This is a genomic window from Enterobacter cloacae complex sp. P17RS, from assembly GCF_014895885.1.
Classification (GTDB): Bacteria; Pseudomonadota; Gammaproteobacteria; order Enterobacterales; family Enterobacteriaceae; genus Enterobacter; species Enterobacter bugandensis.
Window position 1 is genome coordinate 483,953 of sequence record NZ_JADBQK010000003.1, and the last position, 24,911, is coordinate 508,863.

General features: G+C 57.1%; 26 protein-coding genes. 9 read left to right on the plus strand and 17 right to left on the minus strand.

The window, feature by feature from the left end:
- Positions 1–11: 11 nt before the first annotated feature.
- On the minus strand, positions 12–800 hold the full coding sequence (locus tag IM265_RS03245) for a PhzF family phenazine biosynthesis protein (RefSeq protein WP_193030616.1): 789 nt from the start codon (positions 798–800) through the stop codon (positions 12–14).
- Between the two features lie 177 nt (positions 801–977).
- On the opposite strand from IM265_RS03245, the gene IM265_RS03250 reads away from it, so the two are divergent.
- Complete coding sequence (locus IM265_RS03250) at positions 978–2,174, plus strand: sugar transporter (RefSeq protein WP_193030614.1); 1,197 nt, start codon at positions 978–980, stop codon at positions 2,172–2,174.
- Positions 2,175–2,220: 46 nt separating this feature from the next.
- Here IM265_RS03250 and IM265_RS03255 read toward each other — a convergent pair whose 3' ends face one another.
- On the minus strand, positions 2,221–2,886 hold the full coding sequence (locus tag IM265_RS03255; protein ID WP_041909999.1) for a MarC family NAAT transporter: 666 nt from the start codon (positions 2,884–2,886) through the stop codon (positions 2,221–2,223).
- A 256-nt stretch (positions 2,887–3,142) separates the two neighbouring features.
- Between IM265_RS03255 and marR the strand changes: the two genes are divergently transcribed.
- Genes marR through marB form a run of 3 tightly spaced genes read left to right on the plus strand, consistent with a single transcriptional unit; the run spans position 3,143 to position 4,230 of the window.
- Positions 3,143–3,577: a multiple antibiotic resistance transcriptional regulator MarR gene (gene marR, locus IM265_RS03260; protein ID WP_028013139.1), complete on the plus strand. Its 435-nt coding sequence runs from the start codon at positions 3,143–3,145 to the stop codon at positions 3,575–3,577.
- Between the two features lie 20 nt (positions 3,578–3,597).
- Positions 3,598–3,978, plus strand: a complete 381-nt coding sequence (marA, locus tag IM265_RS03265) for an MDR efflux pump AcrAB transcriptional activator MarA (RefSeq protein WP_008502237.1) — start codon at positions 3,598–3,600, stop codon at positions 3,976–3,978.
- 33 nt (positions 3,979–4,011) lie between these two features.
- Entirely contained in the window at positions 4,012–4,230 is a 219-nt protein-coding gene (gene marB, locus IM265_RS03270; protein ID WP_028013138.1) for a multiple antibiotic resistance protein MarB, read from the plus strand.
- A 38-nt stretch (positions 4,231–4,268) separates the two neighbouring features.
- Here the strand turns inward: marB and eamA are convergent, their stop codons facing one another.
- A complete protein-coding gene (gene eamA / locus IM265_RS03275) occupies positions 4,269–5,168 on the minus strand; it encodes an O-acetylserine/cysteine exporter (protein ID WP_028013137.1) in 900 nt (299 codons plus the stop codon).
- A 194-nt stretch (positions 5,169–5,362) separates the two neighbouring features.
- Between eamA and ydeE the strand changes: the two genes are divergently transcribed.
- Positions 5,363–6,556: an efflux MFS transporter YdeE gene (gene ydeE / locus IM265_RS03280; RefSeq protein ID WP_028013136.1), complete on the plus strand. Its 1,194-nt coding sequence runs from the start codon at positions 5,363–5,365 to the stop codon at positions 6,554–6,556.
- A gap of 46 nt (positions 6,557–6,602) precedes the next feature.
- Here the strand turns inward: ydeE and zinT are convergent, their stop codons facing one another.
- The 8 genes from zinT to IM265_RS03320 form a co-directional block, all read right to left on the minus strand.
- Positions 6,603–7,244 carry a metal-binding protein ZinT gene (gene zinT / locus IM265_RS03285; protein ID WP_028013135.1) on the minus strand — a complete coding sequence of 214 codons (642 nt, stop codon included), beginning with the start codon at positions 7,242–7,244 and terminating at the stop codon, positions 6,603–6,605.
- Positions 7,245–7,296: 52 nt separating this feature from the next.
- Complete coding sequence (gene urtE, locus IM265_RS03290; RefSeq protein WP_028013134.1) at positions 7,297–7,995, minus strand: urea ABC transporter ATP-binding subunit UrtE; 699 nt, start codon at positions 7,993–7,995, stop codon at positions 7,297–7,299.
- Between the two features lie 9 nt (positions 7,996–8,004).
- Positions 8,005–8,802, minus strand: a complete 798-nt coding sequence (urtD, locus tag IM265_RS03295; RefSeq protein WP_041910005.1) for an urea ABC transporter ATP-binding protein UrtD — start codon at positions 8,800–8,802, stop codon at positions 8,005–8,007.
- Positions 8,802–9,875 (minus strand): urea ABC transporter permease subunit UrtC, encoded by a 1,074-nt coding sequence (gene urtC, locus IM265_RS03300; RefSeq protein ID WP_047368539.1) that lies wholly within the window; start codon positions 9,873–9,875, stop codon positions 8,802–8,804. Before urtC ends, urtD begins: the two co-directional genes overlap by 1 nt.
- Positions 9,875–11,449: an urea ABC transporter permease subunit UrtB gene (urtB, locus tag IM265_RS03305; RefSeq protein WP_193030612.1), complete on the minus strand. Its 1,575-nt coding sequence runs from the start codon at positions 11,447–11,449 to the stop codon at positions 9,875–9,877. Before urtB ends, urtC begins: the two co-directional genes overlap by 1 nt.
- 24 nt (positions 11,450–11,473) lie before the next feature.
- Positions 11,474–12,745 carry an urea ABC transporter substrate-binding protein gene (urtA, locus tag IM265_RS03310; protein WP_028013130.1) on the minus strand — a complete coding sequence of 424 codons (1,272 nt, stop codon included), beginning with the start codon at positions 12,743–12,745 and terminating at the stop codon, positions 11,474–11,476.
- 201 nt (positions 12,746–12,946) lie between these two features.
- Positions 12,947–14,050: a cobalamin-independent methionine synthase II family protein gene (locus tag IM265_RS03315; RefSeq protein ID WP_193030610.1), complete on the minus strand. Its 1,104-nt coding sequence runs from the start codon at positions 14,048–14,050 to the stop codon at positions 12,947–12,949.
- Positions 14,051–14,206: 156 nt separating this feature from the next.
- The gene (locus tag IM265_RS03320) at positions 14,207–14,620 is read right to left on the minus strand and encodes a rhodanese-like domain-containing protein (RefSeq protein ID WP_047365183.1); all 414 of its coding nucleotides are present in this window, start codon (positions 14,618–14,620) and stop codon (positions 14,207–14,209) included.
- A gap of 73 nt (positions 14,621–14,693) precedes the next feature.
- Between IM265_RS03320 and ftrA the strand changes: the two genes are divergently transcribed.
- Entirely contained in the window at positions 14,694–15,701 is a 1,008-nt protein-coding gene (gene ftrA / locus IM265_RS03325; RefSeq protein ID WP_193030608.1) for a transcriptional regulator FtrA, read from the plus strand.
- A gap of 160 nt (positions 15,702–15,861) precedes the next feature.
- Here ftrA and IM265_RS03330 read toward each other — a convergent pair whose 3' ends face one another.
- Entirely contained in the window at positions 15,862–16,224 is a 363-nt protein-coding gene (locus tag IM265_RS03330; RefSeq protein ID WP_045260501.1) for a hypothetical protein, read from the minus strand.
- A gap of 246 nt (positions 16,225–16,470) precedes the next feature.
- Here IM265_RS03330 and IM265_RS03335 point away from each other — a divergent pair, with 246 nt between their 5' ends.
- Positions 16,471–16,701, plus strand: coding sequence for a DUF2554 family protein (locus IM265_RS03335; protein ID WP_047368536.1), 231 nt, complete (start codon positions 16,471–16,473; stop codon positions 16,699–16,701).
- Here IM265_RS03335 and IM265_RS03340 read toward each other — a convergent pair whose 3' ends face one another.
- The gene (locus tag IM265_RS03340; protein WP_193030606.1) at positions 16,702–18,666 is read right to left on the minus strand and encodes a U32 family peptidase; all 1,965 of its coding nucleotides are present in this window, start codon (positions 18,664–18,666) and stop codon (positions 16,702–16,704) included.
- Positions 18,667–18,746: 80 nt separating this feature from the next.
- Entirely contained in the window at positions 18,747–19,274 is a 528-nt protein-coding gene (locus IM265_RS03345; RefSeq protein ID WP_045260498.1) for a helix-turn-helix domain-containing protein, read from the minus strand.
- 92 nt (positions 19,275–19,366) lie between these two features.
- Here IM265_RS03345 and IM265_RS03350 point away from each other — a divergent pair, with 92 nt between their 5' ends.
- Positions 19,367–20,539 carry a benzoate/H(+) symporter BenE family transporter gene (locus tag IM265_RS03350; protein ID WP_028013122.1) on the plus strand — a complete coding sequence of 391 codons (1,173 nt, stop codon included), beginning with the start codon at positions 19,367–19,369 and terminating at the stop codon, positions 20,537–20,539.
- Here IM265_RS03350 and IM265_RS03355 read toward each other — a convergent pair.
- Positions 20,513–21,385 (minus strand): helix-turn-helix transcriptional regulator, encoded by an 873-nt coding sequence (locus IM265_RS03355; protein ID WP_047365191.1) that lies wholly within the window; start codon positions 21,383–21,385, stop codon positions 20,513–20,515. The two genes, IM265_RS03350 and IM265_RS03355, sit on opposite strands and share 27 nt — an antisense overlap.
- A gap of 174 nt (positions 21,386–21,559) precedes the next feature.
- On the opposite strand from IM265_RS03355, the gene IM265_RS03360 reads away from it, so the two are divergent.
- Positions 21,560–22,456: a DMT family transporter gene (locus IM265_RS03360; protein ID WP_193030604.1), complete on the plus strand. Its 897-nt coding sequence runs from the start codon at positions 21,560–21,562 to the stop codon at positions 22,454–22,456.
- Positions 22,457–22,489: 33 nt separating this feature from the next.
- Here the strand turns inward: IM265_RS03360 and IM265_RS03365 are convergent, their stop codons facing one another.
- The gene (locus tag IM265_RS03365; RefSeq protein ID WP_028013119.1) at positions 22,490–23,164 is read right to left on the minus strand and encodes a DUF3313 domain-containing protein; all 675 of its coding nucleotides are present in this window, start codon (positions 23,162–23,164) and stop codon (positions 22,490–22,492) included.
- 134 nt (positions 23,165–23,298) lie between these two features.
- Positions 23,299–24,894, minus strand: coding sequence for an ABC transporter substrate-binding protein (locus IM265_RS03370; protein ID WP_193030843.1), 1,596 nt, complete (start codon positions 24,892–24,894; stop codon positions 23,299–23,301).
- Positions 24,895–24,911: the final 17 nt, after the last annotated feature.

Below are 24,911 nucleotides of genomic sequence, written 5' to 3' on the forward strand. Positions count from 1 at the left end.
TGTTATCAGTTTTAGCGCAGATACACAGTGCCTTTCAGGTAGCACGACGCCTGACCGCTCATTAATACGCGCTCCCCTTTCAGCTCGCAGCGTACATCCCCGCCGCGCGCCGAAACCTGACGGGCAAACATTGCCGTTTTCCCCAACTTTTTGCTCCAGTAGGGGATCAGCATCGTGTGCGCGGATCCGGTCACCGGATCTTCCGGAACGGCAACGCCCGGTGAGAAGAAGCGGCTGACAAAGTCATATTCCCCTTCACCCGGTGCCGTCACGCTCACTTTATGCTCGCCCGGCGTCAACGCCGAAAAGCGCGGCGCAAGCGCTTCAACCTGCCGTGGATTTTCCAGCACAATCACCCAGGCGCGGCCTTTACGGGCTTCAACGTAATGGCGGATACCGAGCGCCGCGAGCATCTCCGGCGGCGGCGTCTCTTCTCGGGTCGGACACGCCGGGAAGTCCAGCGTCATCCACTCTCCCTCCCGGCTGACCGTCAGTCGGCCAGAGGCGGTATCAAAGTGGATCCGCGAGTCGGGGTAATCGAGTTCATTAAACAGAACGTACGCGGCGGCCAGGGTGGCGTGACCGCAGAGATTGACTTCAGTGAGCGTGGTAAACCAGCGTAGCTCAATGCCGCCCTTAGTGCAGACGAAAAATGCGGTTTCCGACTGATTATGCTGCTGCGCCATTTTCAGTAACGTTTCATCCGGCAGCCATTCGTTCAGCGGGCAAACCGCTGCCGGATTGCCGCCGAACGAGGTATTGCTGAATGCATCTACCAGATAAAATTCAATCTCCTGCATTGTCTTACCGCCTGTCTTTGCTGTGTTGTACTTTTATATTCAATGAAAACAACGCCCCCGGCTACCGCTTTCATAAGGCAAATATTGAGATCTGCGTCACATAATGGTTGAGTTTTCGCCGTATGACGTTTTAAGATCGCCTTCTCATCTTTCCAGCAACGAATCTCCGACATCCCTATGACAACGAACACAGTTTCCCGCAGGGTCGCGTGGCTACGCGTGGTCACGCTGGCCATTGCCGCATTTATTTTTAACACCACAGAATTTGTTCCGGTTGGGCTGTTGTCTGACATAGCAGAAAGCTTCCAGATGGAAACGGCGCAGGTGGGGATTATGTTAACTATCTACGCCTGGGTGGTGGCGCTGATGTCTTTGCCGTTTATGTTGCTGACCAGCCAGATGGAGCGGCGCAGGCTGTTGATCGGCCTGTTTGCCCTGTTCATTGCCAGCCATGTCCTGTCGTTTATGGCGTGGAATTTTACGGTGCTGGTCATTAGCCGCATCGGCATTGCCTTTGCCCACGCGGTATTCTGGTCGATCACCGCGTCGCTGGCTATTCGGCTCGCGCCGGCGGGTAAACGCGCCCAGGCCTTGAGCCTGATTGCCACCGGTACCGCGCTGGCGATGGTGCTGGGGCTGCCCATTGGCCGCATCGTGGGACAGTACTTCGGCTGGCGTACCACCTTCTTTGCCATCGGCATGGGCGCGCTGGTGACGCTGGTGTGTCTGATTAAGCTGCTGCCCGCGCTGCCAAGCGAACACTCCGGCTCGCTGAAAAGCCTGCCGCTGCTGATGCGTCGCCCGGCGCTGCTGAGTATCTACCTGCTTACCGTTATCGTGGTCACCGCGCACTACACGGCGTACAGCTACATTGAACCGTTTGTGCAGGTGGTCGCGGGCTTTAGCGCAAACTTTGCCACCCTCTTACTGCTCATTCTCGGCGGCGCGGGCATTATTGGCAGCGTGCTGTTTGGTAAACTGGGTAACCAGCATGCCTCCTTGCTGGTGAGCAGCGCCATCGGCCTGCTGCTGGCGTGCCTGGTGCTGCTGCTCCCTGCGTCAGGCAGCAAAAGCCAGCTGGCGATCCTGAGCCTGTTCTGGGGCGTGGCGATCATGATTATTGGTCTCGGCATGCAGGTGAAAGTCCTGGCCCTGGCGCCGGATGCCACGGACGTGGCGATGTCGCTGTTCTCGGGGATATTCAATCTGGGGATTGGCGCGGGGGCGCTGGTGGGCAATCAGATTAGCCTGCACGTATCGATGTCGGCGATTGGCTATCTGGGGGCGATTCCGGCGCTCGTCGCGCTCGTCTGGTCGGTACTCATCTTCCGCAAGTGGCCGGTGGCGCTGGAGGAACAGGGGCAGCACGGGTGAGGTGCGTTTGTGCCGGGCAAGGCGTAGCCGCCACCCGGCAATGACATCAGTGGTAGGTCTTAATAATCTCCAGCACGCCATTAATAATAAACTGCACGCCCATACAGACCAGTAAGAAGCCCATCAGACGGGAAATCGCCTCGATACCGCCCTTGCCCACCCAGCGCATGATCGCACCGGAACTGCGCAGAGACGCCCACACGATAACCCCAATAAGTGCAAAAATTAGCGGTGGCGCAACGGTCAGTACCCAGTCCGGGAAGGTAGAGCTGTCGCGCACCGTCGATGCAGAACTAATGATCATCGCGATGGTACCCGGCCCGGCCGTACTCGGCATGGCCAGCGGTACAAAAGCAATATTCGCGCTCGGTTCGGACTCCAGCTCTTCAGATTTGCTGGTTGCCTCCGGAGACTCGTGCGCTTTTTGCGCCGGGAACAGCATGCGGAAGCCGATAAAGGCCACAATCAGCCCGCCCGCTATACGCAGCCCGGGAATTGAAATCCCGAAGGTGTTCATCACCAGCTGTCCGGCGTAGTAGGCCACCATCATAATGGCAAACACATACACCGAAGCCATCATCGACTGATGGTTGCGCTCGGCGCTGTTCATATTCCCTGCCAGCCCCAGGAACAGCGCCACCGTCGTTAACGGGTTAGCTAACGGCAGCAGTACCACCAGCCCGAGACCAATTGCTTTAATCAAATCCAACATAGTGCGTCGTTGTCCTTATCCACATTTAACATCGCAATTATAGGGTGAAAGTGTGACGTTCAGCCATCGGCGCAACGTAACGATAGTTTTCCTTTGGGAACGATACCCGTTTGTTATCTTCCTGATTTGAAAGGTTGCAAAAATCGTTCATGAAACGTTTTAGCAATTCGTGGCATCGGCTGATTCATTCAGTTGACTTATACTTGCCTGAGCAATAATATCTGCCGTGATTAAACTACTTGCCAGGGCAACCATTGTGAAAAGCACCAGTGATATCTTTAACGACGTTGTTCCGCTGGGTCGTCTTATTCATATGGTTAACCAGAAAAAAGATCGCCTGCTCAATGACTACCTGTCACCGCTGGATATCACCGCAACACAGTTCAAAGTGCTGTGTTCCATTCGCTGCGAAGTGTGTATCACGCCGGTTGAGCTGAAAAAGGTGCTCTCTGTCGATCTGGGTGCGTTAACCCGCATGCTCGATCGTCTCGTCTGCAAAGGATGGGTAGAACGAAGCCCTAACCCGAATGACAAACGCGGCGTACTGGTCAGGCTCACCAGCGATGGTGCGGCTATGTGCGAGCAATGTCATCAATTAGTAGGACAAACACTGCATCAGGAACTAACAAAAAACTTAACGGCAGATGAAGTGGCTACCCTTGAGCTTTTGCTGAAGAAAATACTGCCGTAAACAGAAAAAGAGGTATGACGATGTCCAGACGCAATACTGACGCTATCACTATTCATAGCATTTTGGACTGGATCGAAGATAACCTGGAATCGCCGCTCTCCCTTGAAAAAGTGTCTGAGCGTTCAGGTTACTCCAAATGGCACCTGCAACGGATGTTCAAAAAAGAGACCGGTCATTCATTAGGTCAATATATTCGCAGCCGCAAGCTGACGGAAATTGCCCAGAAACTGAAAGAAAGCAATGAACCGATCCTTTATCTGGCGGAGCGTTACGGATTTGAATCACAGCAAACCCTCACGCGTACGTTCAAGAACTATTTTGACGTGCCGCCTCATAAGTACCGAATTACCAGCGTGCCGGGTGAATCCCGTTACCTGTATCCGTTAAAACACTGTAGTTAATCATCGCCTGTAAAAGACGTAACCGAGGAAAAAATGAAAGTTACCGCCTCCGCCGCCCTCGCCTTGCTGGTGCTGTTTTCCAGCCAGACCTTCGCGGAGCAAACCCCAGGTGCAACGCAGCAAAATAATCATGACACGATGATTTTGCCGTCAGCACATGACCAGTCGCCTTATGATTTCAACCACATGGGTGCTGGTAGCGACAAATCCGACGAATTAGGCGTGCCTTATTATAATCAGCACGGCCTCTGATTCGTTTTTGCCCCGCAGCCGCGGGGCTTTTTTATGCCCTATCCCCTTACCCGCGCCGCCCGGCGAACCCGCAGGCCAAACACGTTGATGTACAGCCCGGCCATGATCAGCACGGCACCGAGCAGCTGCAGCGCGCTCAGCGTTTCATCCAGCAGTATCGCCGCACTGGCAAGCCCCACTACCGGAACCAGCAAAGACAGCGGCGCGACGCGCCAGGTCTCGTAGCGTCCCAGCAGCGAACCCCAGATCCCGTAGCCCACGATGGTGGCGACAAACGCCAGATAGATGAGAGAAAGGATCGTGGTCAGATCGATCTCGACCAGGCTGTTCAGCATCACCTCCGGGCCATCCAGAATAAACGACGCCACCAGAAACGGGATTATCGGAATCAATGCGCTCCAGACCACCAGGGACATCACCTGAGGCCTCGCCTCGTGCTGCATAATCAGCTTGTTGAAAATATTGCCGCACGCCCAGCTCAGCCCCGCCGCCAGCGTGAGCATAAACCCGAGCAGCGCCACATCCTGACCGTTCAGGCTGGCTTCAATCAGCACCAGCACGCCAAATACCGCCAGCGTTATCCCCGCCAGCTGCTTGCCCTGCAGGCGTTCGCCAAACACAAATGCGCCGAGAATAATGGTAAAGAACGCCTGCGCCTGTAACACCAGCGAGGCCAGACCGGCCGGCATGCCGAACTTGATGGCGCAGAAGAGAAACGCGAACTGGCCAAAGCTGATGGTCAGACCGTAACCCAGCAGCAGTTTTAACGGGATTTTCGGACGGGCGACGAAAAAGAGCGCCGGGAACGCCACCAGCATAAAACGCAAACCTGCCAGCATCAGCGGGGGCATGTTGTGCAATCCCAGCTTGATGACCACAAAATTGAGCCCCCATACCACGACCACCAGCAACGCCAGCAGTCCGTCTTTACGCGTCATACCCTGCCCCTGAATTATTAATAATTTGTTAACACTTCAAGGTAACAGAAAAAAGTGTGCCGCGAGAAGATCATTATTTCTGGCAGGCAGCTGAAGCACTTAGGGATAAATCGGGTGCTATACAAGCCCCTTATGTCATGGTAATCCTGTTAACACTCGTCTAAAAAAAGCATAAGCAACCGTCGGGAAGGAATATGAAACCATCTCTCAGGCGCTCAACCGCAGCGCTGCTGGCATCGTCATTGTTATTAACCATCGGTCGGGGGGCAACGCTGCCGTTCATGACCATTTATCTCACGCGCGTGTTTAATATGAGCGTCGAGAATATTGGTTATGCCCTGACGATTGCGCTGACCGTTGGCGTGGTGTTCAGCCTGGGATTTGGCATTCTGGCCGATAAGTTTGATAAAAAACGCTATATGCTGATCGCGATCGTGGCTTTTATCGCCGGTTTTGTCGCGATTCCGCTGGTGGATAACGTCACCCTGGTAGTGCTGTTCTTTTCCCTTATTAACTGCGCCTATTCCGTCTTTTCGACGGTGCTGAAAGCCTGGTTCTCGGACGTGCTGACCTCCAGCCAGAAAGCGCGCGTCTTCTCGCTCAACTACAGCTTCCTGAACATTGGCTGGACGATAGGGCCGCCGATTGGCACCCTGCTGGTGATGTACAGCCTGCAGCTGCCGTTCTGGCTGGCGGCCTTCTGCGCCGCGCTGCCGCTCGGGTTTATACATTTCTTCGTGCAAAAAAGCGTCGCGCTGGATACCGCCGAGGAGAAGATGCCCTGGCAGCCGTCGGTGCTGCTGAAAGATCGCGCCCTGTTCTGGTTCACCCTCTCCGGCCTGCTCGCGTCTTACGTGGGCGGATCGTTCGCCAGCTGCATTTCGCAATACGTACTGGCCGCCAATGCCGACAGCGATTTTGCCCAGAAGGTGGTTGCCGTGGTACTGCCCGTTAACGCCGCCGTGGTGGTGACGCTGCAGTACGCGCTGGGGCGGAAGATCTCCGCCAGCAATATTCGGCCTTTAATGACCGCCGCAACGCTGTTTTTTATCCTGGGTCTGGGAGGCTTTATGCTCTCCGGGGAGAACCTGATTTACTGGGGCATCGCCGCCGCCATCTTTACGCTGGGTGAGATTATCTACGCACCGGGTGAATACATGCTGATCGACAACATCGCCCCGCCGGGGATGAAGGCGAGCTATTTTTCCGCGCAGGCGCTGGGCTGGCTCGGCGCGGCGGCAAACCCGATGATCACCGGCATTATCCTGACCAACCTGCCGCACTGGTCGCTGTTTGCAATCATGATGGTTGCCATCGTCGTTGCCTGGCTGATGATTTTGCGGGGAATGAGCGTGAAGGCATGGAACGAATCCCCCAAAGCGGCGTAAAAAATAGTGGCCGGGTAAGGCGAAGCCGCCCCCCGGCAATAACGCATCAGTGGTGCAGCATCTCCTCCACCACCTGCTCTTTGTACATCTCGTTTGGATAATAGGTCGGCCAGTTGTCCATCTCTTTCAGCAGCGCCTCGTGAGAGGTATTGCCCATAAAAATATGGAAGTGCGATGAGGCTTTCGGCCCGATGATGTGGTCGCTGAACTGCACGAACTTCGGCGCCTTGCTGTCGGCATCCTTACACTCAAACAGATAGCGAACGCCTTTTTTACCCGATGCGTAGGTCAGAATTTTGTAGCCACTGTAGTCATACTGACAGCTGCTGACCGCCTTGCCTCTGTGGAATTCCATTACGTTATTTTCAATGCCGATGGCATCCACGTCCGTGGCATATCCCTTGCGGTAATACGCTTTCACCTCGTCAAAGGTTTTGCTTTTATCCTTCTGCGCTTTCTGTTTGAAGACCGGATCCAGCGAACCGTCCAGCAGGAACGGATACACCGACTGCCAGGTGCCGTCCCAGTCGGACAGCGTTCTGTCCTTCACGTCTTTATCCTCAAACACGCCGTTCGCCGCTTTCTGTTCTGCTTCGGTCATCTGATGGCCGTGCGAGTGAGCAAACAGCTGGCCACTGACCAGCAGCGCCCCCAGAGTCATGGCAAATTTTCCAATATGTGCAGCCAAAGTAACGCCCTCATTCCGTTTTATAAGAATGAGGATGTTATAGTATAACATTTCAAATCGCAACCAGCCCGCGAACGCCCTCCTGCTCCATATTTTCGCCCCTCCCGCGCTGAATGATAGTGCCGCGGGACATCAGGAGATAGCTGTCGGCCAGTTCGGCGGCAAAGTCGTAAAACTGCTCGACGAGCAGGATTGCCATGTCGCCTCTGTTTGCGAGGGTGCGGATCACCTGGCCAATCTCTTTGATGACGGAAGGCTGTATGCCTTCCGTCGGTTCGTCCAGAATCAGCAGCTGCGGACGGCTCGCCAGCGCGCGACCAATCGCCAGCTGCTGCTGCTGCCCGCCGGAGAGATCGCCCCCGCGGCGGTGCTTCATCTCTTTGAGAACCGGAAACAGCTGCCAGATCTCGTCAGGAACCTGCTTTGCCTCGCGGGCGGAAAAACGCGAAAGCCCAAGCAAAAGGTTCTCTTCCACGGTCAGGCGCGGGAAAATCTCGCGACCCTGCGGGACATACGCCACGCCGGACTGCACCCGCTGGTGCGGCCTGCTGTGGGTGATCGTTTTACCCTGCCAGATGACCTCCCCGGTTTTCGCCGGGATCAGCCCCATCAGGCACTTCAGCAGCGTGGTTTTCCCGACGCCGTTGCGTCCCAGCAGACAGGTGACTTCACCGGGAGCGGCTTCGAAGCTCACGCCGCGCAGGATATGGCTGCCGCCGTAGTACTGATTCAGTTCGTTAACCTGTAACATCATCGCTCCTTAGCGGCCCAGATAGACCTCAATCACCTGCTCGTTGGCCTGCACCTCGCGAAGCGAGCCTTCCGCCAGCACGCGCCCCTGATGCAGCACCGTGACGTGGTCGGCAATCGTTTCAACAAAGCCCATGTCATGCTCCACCACCATCAGCGAATGCTTGCCCGCCAGGGTTTTGAACAGCTCGGCGGTGTATTCCGTTTCCGCATCGGTCATCCCGGCGGCGGGTTCATCCAGCAGCAGCAGGTGCGGGTCCTGCACCAGCAGCATGCCGATCTCCAGGAACTGTTTCTGCCCGTGCGAAAGCAGCCCGGCGCGACGGTCCCGCTCGCTGCCAAGGCGCAGAAGAACCAGCATCTCGTCAATGCGGTCCCGCTGCTCGCCGTTGAGTTTTGCCCGCAGGCTCGCCCAGACGGATTTATCGGTTTTCATGGCGATCTCAAGGTTCTCCCACACCGTCAGCGCTTCAAAGACCGTGGGTTTCTGGAATTTTCGGCCAATCCCCTGACGGGCAATGGCCGCAGGCTCCAGCCCGGTCAGGTCGATGGACTGGTCGTAAATCGCTCTCCCGCTTTTGGGTCGGGTTTTGCCGGTGATCACGTCCATCAGCGTGGTTTTACCCGCCCCGTTGGGGCCAATCACGCAGCGCAACTCGCCCACGCCGATATTCAGGGAGAGATCGGTCAGCGCCTGGAAGCCGTCGAAACTGACGTTAATGGCCTCAAGCTGAAGCACCGGGTCAGTCTGGTCCCGGTAGCGATCGCCGGGCAACTGGCGGGTAAATAACTCTTCCGTTGGCTGCATTATTTCTCTCCCTTACGCAACAGACCGTAGACGCCGCGCGGCAGGAACAGCGTGACGGCGATAAAAATCAGCCCCAGAAACAGCTGCCAGTACTCCGGCATGGCAACGGTAAAGAAGCTTTTCGCCCCGTTCACCAGCGCCGCGCCAATCACCGGCCCCACCAGGGTGCCGCGCCCGCCCAGCGCCACCCAGATGGCGGCTTCTATCGAGTTGGTCGGCGACATTTCACCGGGGTTAATAATGCCCACCTGCGGAACGTACAGCGCCCCCGCCAGGCCGCACAGCACGGCGGAGAGCGTCCACACCAGCAGCTTGAACCCGCGCGGATCGTACCCGCAGAACGTCAGGCGGTTTTCCGCGTCGCGCACGGCGGTCAGGATGCGGCCAAACTTGCTCTTCGCCAGCGCAAATCCGGTGCCCAACGCCAGAAGCAGCAACAGCACCGTCGCCAGGAACAGCGCGATGCGGGTTGCCGTTTCCGTCACCGAAAACCCGAGCAGCGTGGTAAAACCGGTAAAGCCGTTATTGCCGCCAAAGCCGGTTTCGTTGCGAAAGAACAGCAGCATGCCCGCGTAGGTCAGCGCCTGGGTCATAATCGAGAAGTAAACCCCTTTGATCTTCGAGCGGAAGGCAAACCAGCCAAACACCAGCGCCAGCAAACCCGGCACCATCACGATCAGCACCAGCGCCCAGGCAAAGTGCTGGGTGCCCCACCAGAACCACGGCAGCTCGCTCCAGGAGAGAAACGACATAAACGCGGGCAGGCCGTCGCCTGACGCCTGGCGCATCAGGTACATGCCCATCGCATAGCCGCCCAGGGCGAAGAAGATGCCGTGTCCAAGAGAGAGCATACCGGCGTAGCCCCACACCAGATCCAGCGCCACCGCAACGATGGCATAGCAGAGGATCTTGCCGATGAGCGTCAGCATCCAGGTCGACAGCGCCAGCGGATGCGTGGCGGGCAGCAAGGCGAAAAACGGTAATATCAGCAGACACGCCACCAGCAGGCTGCCTGCAATCTGTGTCGTGCGCGGCGCTTTACGCGCCAGCGTTAAGGTCAGCGGCTGGCTCATCAGTCAATCACCCTCCCTTTCAGCGCAAACAGCCCCTGAGGGCGCTTCTGGATAAACAGGACGATCGCCACCAGAATCACGATCTTGCCCAGCACCGCCCCCATCTGCGGCTCAAGGATTTTATTGAATATGCCCAGCCCGAACGCGGCAGCCACGCTGCCTGCGAGCTGGCCTACGCCACCGAGAACGACTACGAGAAACGAGTCGATGATGTACCCCTGACCAAGCTCCGGCCCGACGTTACCTAGCTGGGATAACGCCACGCCGCCTAACCCGGCGATCCCTGAGCCCAGACCAAACGCCAGCATATCGACGCGCCCGGTCGGTACCCCGCAGCAGGCGGCCATGCTGCGGTTTTGCGTCACCGCGCGCACGTTCAGCCCAAGACGGGTTTTATTCAGAATCAGCCAGGTGAAGAACAGCACCAGCAGCACGAAGCCCAGCACCACAATGCGGTTCCACGGCAGGGTCAGGTTAGCAAAAATCTGCACCCCGCCGGAAAGCCATGCCGGGTTTGCCACCTCGAGGTTCTGGGCACCAAAGGTCATGCGCACCAGCTGGATGAGCATCAGGCTGATCCCCCAGGTCGCCAGCAGGGTTTCCAGCGGACGACCGTACAGGTGACGGATCACGGTGCGCTCCAGCACCATTCCAATGCCCGCCGTCAGGCAGAACGCTACCGGCAAGGCGATAACGGGATAGAGCGCCAGCCACTGAGGGGCAAGCCCGGCCATTGCCTGCTGCACCATCCACGTGGCGTACGCTCCCAGCATCAGCATCTCGCCGTGGGCCATGTTAATGACGCCCAGCAGACCGTAGGTGATCGCAAGCCCCAGCGCGGCCAGCAGCAACACCGACCCCAGAGAAAGCCCCATAAACGCCTGGCCCAGCAGATCGCCCCACATCAGGCGATGCGTAATCTGGCTAAGGCTCTCTTCTGCGGCCGCGCGCACGCCGGCGTCCGGCTCGGTCTGCGCCTGGGTAAACGGAGTGAGTCTGGACTGTACGTCCGGATCGTCTGACTGGCCCAGCAGTTCGACGGCCCTGCGGCGCACCTCCGGCTGCGGGCTCGCCAGCTGGAGATTCGCTACCGCCAGCAGGAGCGCCTGCCGCGCCACAGCGTCCGCTTCATCCCCGGCGCGCTTTTCCAGAAAAGCGAGCATTTCGAGCTGAGCATCCCGCTGGAGCTGACGGGCTGCCTCCCGCCTTTCGGTGACACTGTCACTAACAAGCTGATGCGTGGCAATGGCCGTTGCAGCCAGCACGCGCAGCCGGTTCGTCAGGCGTACGGCTTTGGTTTGCCCTACTGCCGCGCGGGCGTCACCGAGCGAAACCATTTCGCCATTACGCTTCGCAAAGGCGTGCTTTTGGCTGTCGGTATACAGGTTTTCCTTTTGCAGGGACTGAAGCAGCGGAAGCCTGGCGGCATCCGGCGCGGCGGCCCACTGCGTGAGGAGCTCCGCCTGCTGGCCGCGGCTGGCGGCAACAAAACGATCGGCATCCGATGCCTGCGCCATCCCTGGCAGCAGTCCGGAAAGCCATACAAGAGCGATGAACATGCGCATGGCGTTCATGACGTTTCTCCCTGAGGCAATGGCCTAGTTGCTGGCGGTTTTCATCGGCTGGTCGGGCTTTTTGTCATTCCCGGCAATGAACGGACTCCACGGCTGGGCGCGCACCGGCTGTTCCGTCTGCCAGACCACGTTGAACTGGCCGTTGCCTTCAATTTCACCGATCATGACCGGCTTATGCAGATGATGGTTGGTAGCATCCATGGTGAGCGTAAAGCCAGACGGCGCCTTAAATGACTGACCGGCCATCGCCGCGCGCACCTTATCCACGTCGGTGGTGCCCGCTTTTTCCACCGCCTGTGCCCACATATGGATCCCCACGTAAGTCGCTTCCATCGGGTCGTTGGTCACCACGGTATCGGCATTCGGCAGCTTGTGCGCCTTCGCATAGGCTTTGTAATCCGCGACGAACGCCTGGTTGGTTGGATTATCCACGGACTCAAAGTAGTTCCACGCCGCCAGGTTACCCACCAGCGGTTTGGTGTCGATTCCGCGCAGCTCTTCTTCGCCGACGGAGAACGCCACCACCGGCACGTCGGTGGCCTTCAGCCCCTGGTTAGCCAGCTCTTTATAGAACGGCACGTTGGAGTCGCCGTTGATGGTCGACACCACGGCTGTTTTGCCGCCGGCGGAGAATTTCTTGATGCTGGCGACGATGGTCTGGTAGTCGCTGTGACCAAACGGGGTGTAAACCTCTTCGATGTCCTTATCCTCAACCCCTTTCGAATGCAGGAACGCGCGCAGGATCTTGTTGGTGGTGCGCGGGTAAACGTAGTCGGTACCCAGCAGGAAGAAGCGCTTCGCCCCGCCGCCGTCCTCGCTCATCAGATATTCCACCGCCGGGATGGCCTGCTGGTTCGGCGCCGCGCCGGTATAGAAGACGTTTGGCGACATCTCTTCGCCTTCATACTGCACCGGATAGAACAGCAGGCCGTTCAGCTCCTCAAACACCGGCAGCACGGATTTGCGCGAAACCGACGTCCAGCAGCCGAACACCACCGCCACTTTATCCTGGCTCAGCAGCTGGCGTGCCTTCTCGGCAAACAGCGGCCAGTTTGAGGCTGGATCCACCACCACAGGCTCCAGTTTCTTACCCAGCACGCCGCCTTTGGCGTTGATCTCGTCGATGGTCATCAGGGCGACGTCCTTTAGCGGGGTTTCGGAGATGGCCATCGTGCCGGACAAAGAGTGCATGATCCCCACTTTGATGGTGTCGGCCGCCTGCACGCCAAAACTCATTCCCATCGCCACGACGGACGCGGATAACGCAAAGGCTTTTAATAAGGTACGACGCTGCATATTTTCACTCCTGAAAAAGAACGCTGTGCGAAAACGTCCGTTACGTCATGGACGCGGAAAAAAGGTGTCAGCGAAGCAGGAGCAAAAAGGATGCCAGAATGGAGGAAGCGCTATTGCAGGAGACAGACGGCAGGATGTAAAGAGAACGACTCAGAATGGCACAGCGCTGCACTTTTATAATGCAGCGCTGAGGAAGCGCTTTTACCAGACTTCGCTGGCGATCTGCGTCACCAGACGGACCTTATCCCACTGCTGGGACTCGCTGAGGCTGTTGCCCTCTTCGGTGGAGGCAAAACCACACTGCGGGCTGAGGCAGATTTGCTCTTTCGCCACGTATTTCGCCGCCTCTTCGAGACGGGCCTTCACGCCTTCCGGGTTCTCCAGCTCACCGTTTTTCGTGGTGATCAGGCCCAGCACCACCTGCTGCTTGCCCGGGCGAACGAAGCGCAGCGGCGCGAAATCCCCGCTGCGGTCGTTATCGTATTCCAGGAAGAATGCGTCAACTTTGACCGTCCCGAACAGCACTTCCGCCACCGGCTCGTAGCCGCCTTCGGAAATCCAGGTTGAACGGAAGTTACCGCGGCAGACGTGCAGCCCGATGGTCAGATCCTCTGGCTTGCCTTCCAGGGCCTTGTTCAGTACGCGGGCATAGATTTGCGCCAGCTCATCGGCATCGTCGCCGCGCTCGCGGATCTGACGGCGCTGGTCGTCCGAGCAGAGGTAGGCCCAGACGGTGTCGTCCAGCTGCAGATAGCGGCAGCCCGCGTCGTAGAATGCGCGGATGGCGTCGCGCCAGGTGGTTGCCAGATCGTCGAAATAGTCGTTCAGATCCGGATACACCGTCGCGTCGATGTCTTTGCGCCCGCCGCGGAAATGGAGCACGCTTGGGCTGGGAATGGTCATCTTCGGCTGGGCATTGCCGCTGATGCTTTTCAGATAGCGGAAGTCTTCCAGCATCGGGTGGTCGCCAAAGCCCAGCTTGCCGGTCACGCGCACGCCGTGGGCTTTGGTTTGTACTCCGTTGAACTGAATCCCCTGCTGGGAATCGTAACGCTCAACGCCCTGAAGACCGTCGAAGAAATCGAAGTGCCACCAGGCACGGCGAAATTCACCGTCGGTCACCACATGCAGGCCGCACGCGCACTGCTGCTCGACGACGTGGCGAATAGCCTCGTCCTCCACCGCGCGAAGCTGTCCGGCATCAATCTCGCCGCTGGCGAACTTCAGGCGAGCCTGCTTGATGGCATCCGGGCGTAAAAAGCTGCCGACTACGTCGGCGCGGTATGGGGCGTGCTGTCGTTGCATGGAAATCTCCTCGGTCTGCCGGTATTAATTGCCCGCAGTGATAATTCATCATTTGAATTTTTAGACTTCTGGATGTCTAAATGTCCAAAAAAGATGTCATACCTTACCGTTTCCGGCAAACGAGAAAATTTCACGGGTGTTGAAAAAAATTCATCTTCACAGCGCGTCAGCGTGCGCCTGGCTGGCAAAGGCGTAGCGTTCATCTTCCCAGCCGGTGATGCCGCCGAGCATGATTTTGACCGGCAGCCCGAGACGCGCCAGCTTCAGCGCCGCCCTGTCCGCGCCGTTACAGTGTGGCCCCGCACAGTAGACGACAAACAGCGTCCCTTCCGGCCATTGAGACATCCGCTCAGCGGTCATCTGGCTCCACGGCATATGCAGTGCGCCCGGCACATGGCGGCGGGCAAACTGCTCCGGGCTCCCCACCACGTGCAGCAGCACGAAGTCCTGCTCATTATTGGCGATGGCGTGATGCACGTCGGCACAGTCGGTTTCGACGCTCAGGCGACGCAGAAAATGGGTAACGGCTTCCTGCGGCTCGGCAGCCGGAAATTCAGTAACATAGCTCATGATCCTTCCTCATCTTTGGCGTTTGTGTTAACACTACTCTATCCACAAATTCAGCCCGTGAATGCGCTCGCTTATGCCAGAAAACAGCAAAAAGATGACAAACTTAAGACAGGTTACCCGCCCGCAGGTGGTGGTGCTGGCGTATGACGGGCTATGTACCTTTGAGTTTGGCGTGGCGGTTGAGATTTTTGGCCTGCCGCGTCCGGAGCTGGGCGACGACTGGTATCGTTTTGCGGTGGCGAGCGTGGATAGCGGAGAACTGCGGGCGACCGGCGGGATCCGCATCGTTACCGATGGGGACTTGAGCCTGCTTGCGTCGGCGGACCTGATCGTGGTTCCCGGCTGGCGGGGGCTGGACTCACCGGTTCCTCCGGCGCTCTGCGAGGCGCTGCGCCAGGCCAGCGCGCGCGGTTGTCAGCTGCTGTCCATCTGCTCGGGCGTGTTCGTGCTGGCCGCTACGGGGCTGCTGAACGGACGTAAAGCCACGACGCACTGGCGCTACATTGACGCGCTTAAGGTTCGCTACCCTGACATCGAGGTGGTTGATGATGTGCTCTACCAGGACGAGGGTGATATCCTGACCTCCGCGGGCAGCGCGGCGGGAATCGATCTCTGTCTGCACATCATCCGGAGGGACTATGGCATGGAAACCGCCAACAGCGTGGCGCGTCGGCTGGTGATCCCCCCTCACCGGGATGGTTCACAGCCGCAGCAGTTGAGCCGCCCGGTGGCGCAGCTGCGGGAAAGCCAGCGCCTGGGCCAGCTGTTTGATTTTCTGCACACGCATCTTACCGAGCCGCACAGCGTCGACTCGCTGGCGCGTCGGGTCGGCATGAGCCAGCGCACCTTTCTTCGTCGCTTCGAGGCGGCAACGGGCACGACGCCTGCTCGCTGGCTGCTTAATGAACGCCTTCTGAGAGCAAAAGATTATCTGGAGAGCAGCCGTTTAAGCATCGACAGCATCGCGGAACAGACCGGGTTTGGTCAGGCGTCGACGCTGCGTCATCATTTTCGTCAGCAGTTCGCGCTTTCCCCGGCTCAGTATCGCAAACAATTTTCACGTTCTGATACTGCCCGCTAGCGGCAAAAGCGCAAAAAAAAAAAAACCGCCATTATCTGGCGGTAAATGCTTGCATGGATAGATTTGTATTTTGGTCTCTACGTCCCCGACGCTCCATGGTCGGGCAGCGGATCTCATACAAACTAACACTGGCTGTCTCAACGAAAGCTAAACAGCCTGATTAACTCGCGCTGGTGTTGATTTGCAAATAGCGCATCAGGCCCTGCTCAGCGCTCTGCCTGGCATCATCGTTAAGGGCCTCGAGATAAAACGATCGCGATACGCCATAGGGAGCCTTTTCAGAGGGATAAACCGCAAACTGGAATGTTTTTCCCCGTGCCGGATGGGTGCAGTCTAATTCCCAGCGCTGTTCATTTACTCTTTTACTAGTGCAGGCTACGCGTCCATAGTCGCTGGTTAAATAGGAACCAACGCGAATTTCAGCGGACTGAATATATTCTGGTTCGTCATTACCTGCATAACGAATCGCTGCAACGGCACCTACCGCAACAGCCAGAAGCGAAAACGCTATTATTTTTTTCATTTATGAATGACCCATTCCTTAGCCAGAGATTCACTATTATATAGGATTTATCCTTAAAGCGAACATCCAACTGTGGACCAGAAATAGGAGGTTTACAAAAACGCACATATATTTTAAGAAAAATCCTAATCGGTATTATGAACCCACGTTATTTGACATTTTCTTTGCGCTATTTTGAAATTTTGAATAATAACCCTAAACAATAATTGGCATGATTTCCCCGCGCTGTTCTTATTCGGTGAATTTATGTTCAAAAAAGGGCTATCTTTTATCATGCTTATTTGTGCCCTCTTTTCCGGCCAGCTGATGGCCGGGCACAAAGGCCATGAATATGTTTGGGTAAAGAATGTGGAGCATCAGCTGCGGCATGAGGCCGACAGTGACGAGTTACGCAGTGTAGCGGAAGAGTCAGCGGAGGGTTTGCGCGAACACCACCTGTGGCAGAAATCGCGCAAACCGGACACGCACGTAAGGTAATTAACTGCCCTTGCGTTTCGGAAGGGTTTTCATCAGATCGTCCGGGCTCACGGACGCAACGATGCTGCCCGGCGGTGGCATTTTGAAAATGTGGTTTTTCATTTTGCCGATAACATGCATTTCACAAGGACGGCAGTCAAACTTCAGGGTCAGAACTTCGTCACCGTTGACCAGCTGCATGGGGGTGGCCTTCCAGCTTTTAATATTCCCTTTCGCCTGTTTCGGGCACAGGTTAAAAGCAAAGCGCAGGCAGTGCTTGGTGATCATCACCGGCACATCGCCCTTCTCTTCGTGCGCTTCATAGGCCGCGTCGATAAGCTGCACGCCGTGGCGATGATAAAATTCACGCGCTTTATGGTTGTAAACGTTGGCCAGGAACGATAAATGGGTGTCCGGATACACAGGCGCAGGAACGGATTCGGCCTTACGGCTGCCGCGCGGATACTGCGCCAGGCGTGCGGCATCCAGCATCTCTGCCGTTTCGCGGCGGAACTGATTCAGCAGGCTGTTCGGCACGAACAGCGCGTCCGGCAGATTAACCTCGATGGCGCGCGCGTAGTAAATCGTCTGGCCCAGCTTCGCTACGCCGTCCTTCAGGCTGTTAAGCGCTTTCTCCGCGTTGTTTGCCACCTCGAACAGGCCATCAAGCGTATGCGTTACGCTGATGCCGTCTTCGCAGGTCATGGTCAGGATCAGCTGCTCTTCCCAGCCGCCCAGCTCAATGTCCACCGCGATGCGACGCTCGCTGGAGGTTTTCAGCAACGCCTGCTGCCAGTTATGATCCAGGTTACGGTTGAGCGGCGCGTTCGGCCTCGCCTTGTAGAGATCGGCAGGCATTTCATTCGGCCAGACGCGGTAGCGGTTCTCGCCGGTTTTTTCGACCGTGTTGGCGCGGAAGCCCACCACTTCACGCTTAATCATCACGTTCAGGCCGTCGCCGTTCGCCAGCGGCTCGGTCACTTCAACGTCCAGGTGATCTTTCGCCACTTTCAACACTTCACCGACCGGTAAACCGATAAACTTCGGTGAGTCAAACGCGCCGATATCCCCTTTGCGGGCGTTCACGAAATAGTCCGTGCTGCCGCGGTGGAAGGTTTTGTCCGTTGACGGAATAAAGAAATGTTCGGTACGACCGGCCGAGGCGCGCGCCAGGTCACCGCGATCTTCGATGATGGCGTCCAGCATCTGGCGATAGTGCGCGGTGATGTTCTTCACGTAACTCATATCTTTGTAGCGCCCTTCAATCTTAAAGGAACGCACGCCCGCGTCGATCAGCGCGCCCAGGTTGGCGGTCTGATCGTTATCCTTCATGGAAAGCAGGTGTTTTTCGAACGCCACCACGCGACCCTGGTCGTCTTTCAGGGTATACGGCAGACGGCAGGCCTGCGAGCAGTCGCCGCGGTTGGCGCTGCGGCCCGTCTGGGCGTGGGAAATGTTGCACTGGCCGGAATAGGCCACGCACAGCGCGCCGTGGATAAAGAATTCGATCGTCGCGTCCGTCGCCTGGTGAATATCGCGGATCTGAATGAGGTTCAGCTCGCGGGCCAGAACGATCTGCGAAAAGCCCACGTCGGAGAGAAACTTCGCCTTCTCAACCGTGCGGATATCGCACTGGGTGCTGGCATGCAGCTCGATAGGCGGAATATCCAGCTCAAGCACGCCCATGTCCTGAACAATCAGGGCATCGACGCCGGTCTGGTAGAGATCGGTAATCAGACGCTGCGCGGGCTCCAGCTCATCATCATGAAGAATGGTGTTCAGGGTCACGAACACTTTCGCCCCGAAACGGTGGGCAAACGGCACCAGATCGGCAATATCGCGCAGGCTGTTGCTGGCGTTATGGCGGGCACCGAAGCCAGGGCCGCCGATGTAGACGGCGTCAGCGCCATGAAGGATCGCTTCACGGGCAATGGCGGCGTCGCGGGCCGGGCTTAAAAGTTCAAGATGATGGGATTGCAGGCGCATACTTCGTCGTTATCCGTTATGGTCAAAATGGCGGCTATTGTAGTCAGAAGTATGCGCCAGCGAAACAGTTTTGCGTAGCCTCAGCGGGGATAATGGATCAGAGAGTGAAAATGCACCGGCCTGTCGCTGCTGTTGCGGTAGGCGTGCGGTTTATCGCCGGCAAACCGGACGCCAGAATCGGCATGAACCGTCTGCCACTCGTCGTTGATGTTCATCTCCAGCTCGCCGCTGATGACCACCACATGTTCAATCACGCCTGCCTCATGCGGCGTGGACTCGCTCAGGGCACCCGGTGCCAGCGTAATGGAGAAATGATCGAACCGGAGCGTCTCATCCCATGGAAAGAGCGGTTTGACCACCATCGCCTGCTGCTGTGAATCAAACACAGCTGGCCTGTCCGCCTCTGGCGTAATGAAAGCGGAAAACGGGACGTTCAGCCCGGTGGCAATTTTCCACAGCGTCGACACCGTCGGGCTGGACTCATTGCGCTCGATTTGCCCGAGCATCGCTTTCGACACGCCCGTTTCGTCCGCCAGCTTCGACAAACTCCAGCCGCGCGCCTGGCGCAGCGTTTTCAGCGTTGCTGCAAGATGTTGTGTAATGTCCATGCTCCCTCCTGATGGCCCTGAGCATACCACTTGTACGCTATAGCGCACAGTGTTACCTTATCGCGGACGTTATAACGCACAGCGGAGTTTCTATGCGCCCTACCTCTCATCTCGTTCCAGTCGTACTGGCTGGATTTGTCGCCGTTCTGGTCGGTTACGCCAGTTCGGCAGCCATCATCTGGCAGGCCGCCGCGGCGGCAGGCGCCAGCGCGCAGCAGATTGCGGGCTGGATGACCGCGCTGGGGGTTGGGATGGGCGTCAGCACGCTGGCGCTCTCCTGGTGGTATAAAGCTCCGGTGCTGACCGCCTGGTCTACGCCCGGCGCGGCGCTACTCGCCACCAGCCTGCACGGCGTGACGCTGGCCGAGACAATCGGCGTGTTTATCTTCGCCAACGCGCTCATTTTACTCTGCGGCATGACCGGGCTTTTCGCCCGCCTGATGAAGCTGATCCCACACTCACTGGCTGCGGCCATGCTGGCAGGCGTACTCCTGCAGTTTGGGCTGCATGCGTTTGCCCATCTGGACGGGCACTTTCTGCTGTGCGGCAGCATGATTGCCGCGTGGCTGCTGGCGAAAGCGCTGGCACCGCGCTATGCAATCGTCGTTACGCTGCTGGTGGGCGGGATCGTGGCGTGGGCGGGAGGTGACGTTGTCACGGATAAAATCACCATTTCCTTCGTGACACCTGAGTTTATTGCGCCCACGTTCACCTTCACCAGCCTGGTGAGCATCGGCTTGCCCTTCTTCCTGGTGACCATGGCCTCGCAAAATGCGCCCGGTTTCGCGACCATGAAAGCGTCCGGCTATCCGCTGGCGGTCTCACCGCTCATTATTTTTACGGGCGGGCTGGCGCTGCTGCTGTCCCCCTTCGGCGTCTTTTCCATCTGCATAGCCGCCATTACCGCCGCTATCTGTCAAAGCCCGGATGCCCATCCCGATGCCGGTAAACGCTGGCTGGCGGCTATCGCCGCGGGCGGGTTTTATCTGCTGGCGGGAGTGTTCGGCGGATCCATCACCGGGATAATGGCTGCGCTGCCGCTCAGCTGGATCCAGACGCTGGCCGGTCTGGCGCTGCTGGGTACCATCAGCGGGAGTTTATATCAGGCGCTGAATCATGAAGCGGAGCGCGACGCAGCTATCGTCACGTTTCTGATGACCGCAAGCGGCGTCACGATCCTGGGCATCGGCTCGGCATTCTGGGGGCTGGTGCTGGGCGGCGTAAGCTATGCCCTGTTTTCACGCGCTCGCCGCGCGCAGCTGTGACGGCGTAATGCCCATGACGCTGCGAAAACGGTTACTGAAGTGGCTGGCGGAGTTAAACCCGCAGGCCAGCGCGATATCCGTCAGCGGCGTCGAGGTATGCTGCACCAGGTTTTTCGCTTTTTCCATGCGCCGTTGCATAACGTACTGATGCGGCGCCAGCCCCGTCGACTGGCGGAACATGCGGGCAAAATGGTATTCGCTGAGTGCGGCCTGCGCCGCCAGATCGGCCAGCGTCAGGGGCTGTCCGAGGTTTTCTTCAATAAATGCCAGCACGTTGCGCAGAACAAACGGCGATAGCCCGCCAGTAACGACCGGGAGCTTCCACTGAACGTTGGCGTAGTTTTGCAGCAGGTGGGTCAACAGCAGCGTAGAGGCCGTGCTCAGGGTGAGCTGGTTGGCCTGCTGCTGCCAGTCGCAGCCGAGCAGAAACTGGCGGTACAGCGCGGTGATCTTCGGGTCGCTGCCAAAAATGCGCTCGTCCAGAGTCAGCGACAGGGGCCGTTTATCCCAGATTTTTTCGCCCACATCGCGCAGGTGCTCATCAGTGCAGTAGAGATGGACAAACGACAGGTCATCGCGGATATCCCACGTCGATTCGCTCTCTTTCGGCATCAGGCAGAAACGGTCCGGTCCCCCGCCGTTCTTCCAGCCGCCCGGCGTCTTTTGATAGCTCTCATAACCGTCGGCGACGTACAGACTAAGGGTATGATGATTGCTTTTAACCGTTATCGTATCGTGCTTGTTGTACCACGCCGCCAGCTGAATGCCGGAATTGAGCGCGACCGTTTCCCGCAGGACCGCATTCTGCTGGCGAAGCGTTTCAAAGGTATCGTAAGCGTGAGACATAACCGTTAGCGCGTTAATGAGTGAACTGTCAGTCTAAGAACTGTTGTTCCCCGTTGCCAGCCCCCGGAAAAGAAAAAAGCGCAAGATTTTGCAAGTCTACCGCAAGCCGGTGAAAGCCCCAGAGCGATGACAGCGCCATACTGCGGGCTTCCGTGGTTTGAGAAGAGAAAAAATATGAACGCGTTATTATACGGACTGGTGGTGATCATCTGGGGAACCACCTGGATTGCCATTTTCCTGCAGCAGGGTCCCGTACCCGCCCCCGTCTCTATTTTCTGGCGTTTCGCGGTGGCCAGCGCCACGATGATGGTAGTGTTACTTGCCCTGCGCCGGTTGCGTAAGCTGGCGCTGCGGGATCATCTGTTCTGCATGCTTCAGGGATGCTGCGTCTTCTGCTTTAACTTCTGGTGTTTTTATACCGCGGCGGCACACATCAACACCGGGCTGGAATCGGTGATCTTCTCCATGGCGGTGCTCTACAACGCCATTAACTGTTTTATTTTCTTTGGACAGCGCCCGCCCGCGCGTTTCTGGACGGCGGCGGCGCTGGGTCTTGTGGGGATCGTGACCCTTTTCTGGGACGACCTGCTGGCCAGCGGCTGGAGCGTATCGCTCCTGACGGGCATTGGCCTTTCCGCCCTCGGCACGTACGGCTTCTCGCTGGGCAATATGATCAGCATGCGCCATCAGCGCAGAGGTCTGGAAACCATGACCACCAACGCCTGGGCTATGCTTTACGGCACGCTGGTGATGGGGGGTATTGTGCTCTTCAGAGGTGACAGTTTTACCCCGGAATGGACGGTCACCTATATGGGCGCGCTGCTCTATCTGGCCCTCTTCGGCTCGGTGATTGCCTTTGGCGCCTACTTCACGCTGGTGGGACGTATCGGCCCCGGGAAAGCGGCCTACAGTACGCTGCTCTTCCCGCTGGTGGCGCTCTCTATCTCAACGGTGTATGAAGGCTACGTCTGGCACATTAACGGTATCGTCGGTTTGCTGCTGATTCTGGGCGGGAATATGGTGATGTTCACGAAACCAGAGACCTGGTTCAGGCGCCTGCGTACGGCGTAAAAAAACGGCCTGCGCAATGCAGGCCGCTTAACGTTATTTCGCTGTTTTATGCACGTCAAACATGGTGGCGTCCGTCGCCATGTCGTCAACAACCTGCTTCAGCGTCGCAAAGGTCATCGGCGTACTTTCGTTATTCAGCTCTTTACCTTCACCTTTACGTACCACCTTCATCACCGGTTTATTGGTGGCCGCGTCGATCAGCTCACCTTCAAAGTAGAGATGGGTATCCATGGTGCGATGGCCGGTAGCCATCTGCGTACCTGCTACCACCAGCGCGACCGGCACCACTTCATAGAACTGCAGGCCTTCTTTCTGCGAACTCACCCCGGTGATAGCACCGCGGAAAATCAGGCTGTGTTTGCCCGGCGTGGTCACAATTGGCTTACGGGTACCAATAGCCGTTTTCATTTTGTTATTGGTGTAATTCAGCAGCTCATCAAGGGTTTGTTTCCCGATCTGAGTCGTCGGTTTTGGCGTTGGATAATAGGTGATTGGCGTCCAGATAATGCTGTCATAGTTGGCTTCGTTATAGGAAGGGTCAACCCAACGCAGCGTTGGTTTACCCGTTGCAGACGTCGTCTGCTGCAAGCCGGAATAATCTTTTAAAAAGCCTGAATATTGTTCTGGAGCCGCGACTTTTGAAGAACAGCCCGCCACTGCCAATAAACCCGTAAGCACTGCAACTTTAAAAAAAGTTTGAGTACGCATGATAGTTTTCCATGTAATCTGCAAGTATGCATTTGAAGTTATAGCAAAAGTTCGGCGGGTTTGTTGTGACAAAAAATGACGTGGGGAGCACAAATTGCGAAAAGAGTGCCCGGCAGCGTACCGGGCAGAGAAAATTACTGATTAATATCCACCTGCCAGAACAAATGTTTGCCAAACGGATCGATTTCGTAACCTGTCACCTCTTTGCGCACCGGTTCGAAGATCGTTGAATGCGCAATCATGACCGCCGGCATCTGGTCATGCATGATCTGCTGCGCCTCTTTATACAGCGCCACGCGCTTGTCGCGATCGGTAGTTGATTTTGCCTCCGCGATAATTTTATCAAACGGCTTATAGCACCACTTCGCCGAATTCGAACCGCCGTTGGCCGAGGTGCAGGTAAACAGCGGGCCAAAGAAGTTATCCGGGTCGCCCGTTGCGGTCGTCCAGCCCATCAGGGCAGCCTGATGTTCACCGTCCTTCACGCGCTTGAGATATTCGCCCCATTCGTAGGTGACAATTTTGGTCTGCACCCCCACCTTCGCCCAGTCAGCCTGAATCATCTCCGCCATCCGTCTGGCGTTCGGGTTATAGGGCCGCTGGACGGGCATCGCCCACAGGTCAATACTCATGCCGCCGGCTAAACCGGCCTCTTTCAGCAACGCTTTCGCTTTTTCAGGATCGTAATCGTAATCCTTCAGCTCGCTGTCAGCGCTCCAGACGCCCGGCGGCAGCAGATTCTTCGCCGCCGTTCCGGTACCGTGGAACACCGCGTCAATAATGGCCGGTTTGTTGATGGCCATCGCCAGCGCCTTACGGACCTTCACGTTATCCAGCGGCGGCTTTTGGGTATTAAACGCCAGGAAACCGGTATTCAGCCCGGCCTTGCTCATCAGCGTAATATCTTTATTGGCCTTCATACGCGGCAGATCCGCCGGGTTCGGGAACGGCATCACCTGGCATTCGTTTTTCTCAATTTTGGCAAAACGCACGGAGGGATCCGGGGTGATGGTAAAGACCAGCCTGTCCAGCTTTGATTTCCCCTGCCAGTAGTCGGCAAACGCCGTAAACAGAATGCGAGAATCCTTCTGATACTGCGCCAGCTTAAACGGCCCGGTGCCAATGGGCTGCATATCCACCTTCTCCGGCGTGCCCGCTTTCAACATTGCATCGGCATACTCCGCGGAGAGGATCGAGGCAAAATACCATGCCAGATCCGCAACAAACGGCGCTTCAGGGTGCGCCAGGGTAAAGCGCACCGTGTGGTCATCGACTTTATCAATAGCGGTAATCAGGCTGCCAAACTCCAGGCTTTCGAAGTTGGAATAGCTGCCGTTTGAGACGTTGTGATAGGGATGGTTCACGTCCTTCTGGCGCATAAACGAGAAGATCACGTCATCGGCGTTAAAATCGCGGGTCGGCGTGAAGAATTTATTGCTCTGAAACTTCACCCCTTTACGCAGATGGAAGGTATAAACCTTGCCGTCGTCGCTCACCTCCCAGCGCTCTGCCAGGCTCGGCACCAGTTCCGTGGTGCCGGGTTTGAAATCGACCAGCCGGTTGTAAACCGGCACTGCGCTGGCATCCACGCTGGTGCCCGAGGTGTATAACTGGGGATTAAAGTTTTCCGGTGACCCTTCGGAGCAATACACCAGCGTTTTCGCGGCTACGGTGGAACTGACCGTGAGCGCAGCGAGTGCCAGCGTTAACGTTGTGCGTTTGCTTGTCATCATTTATTCCTGTCTTT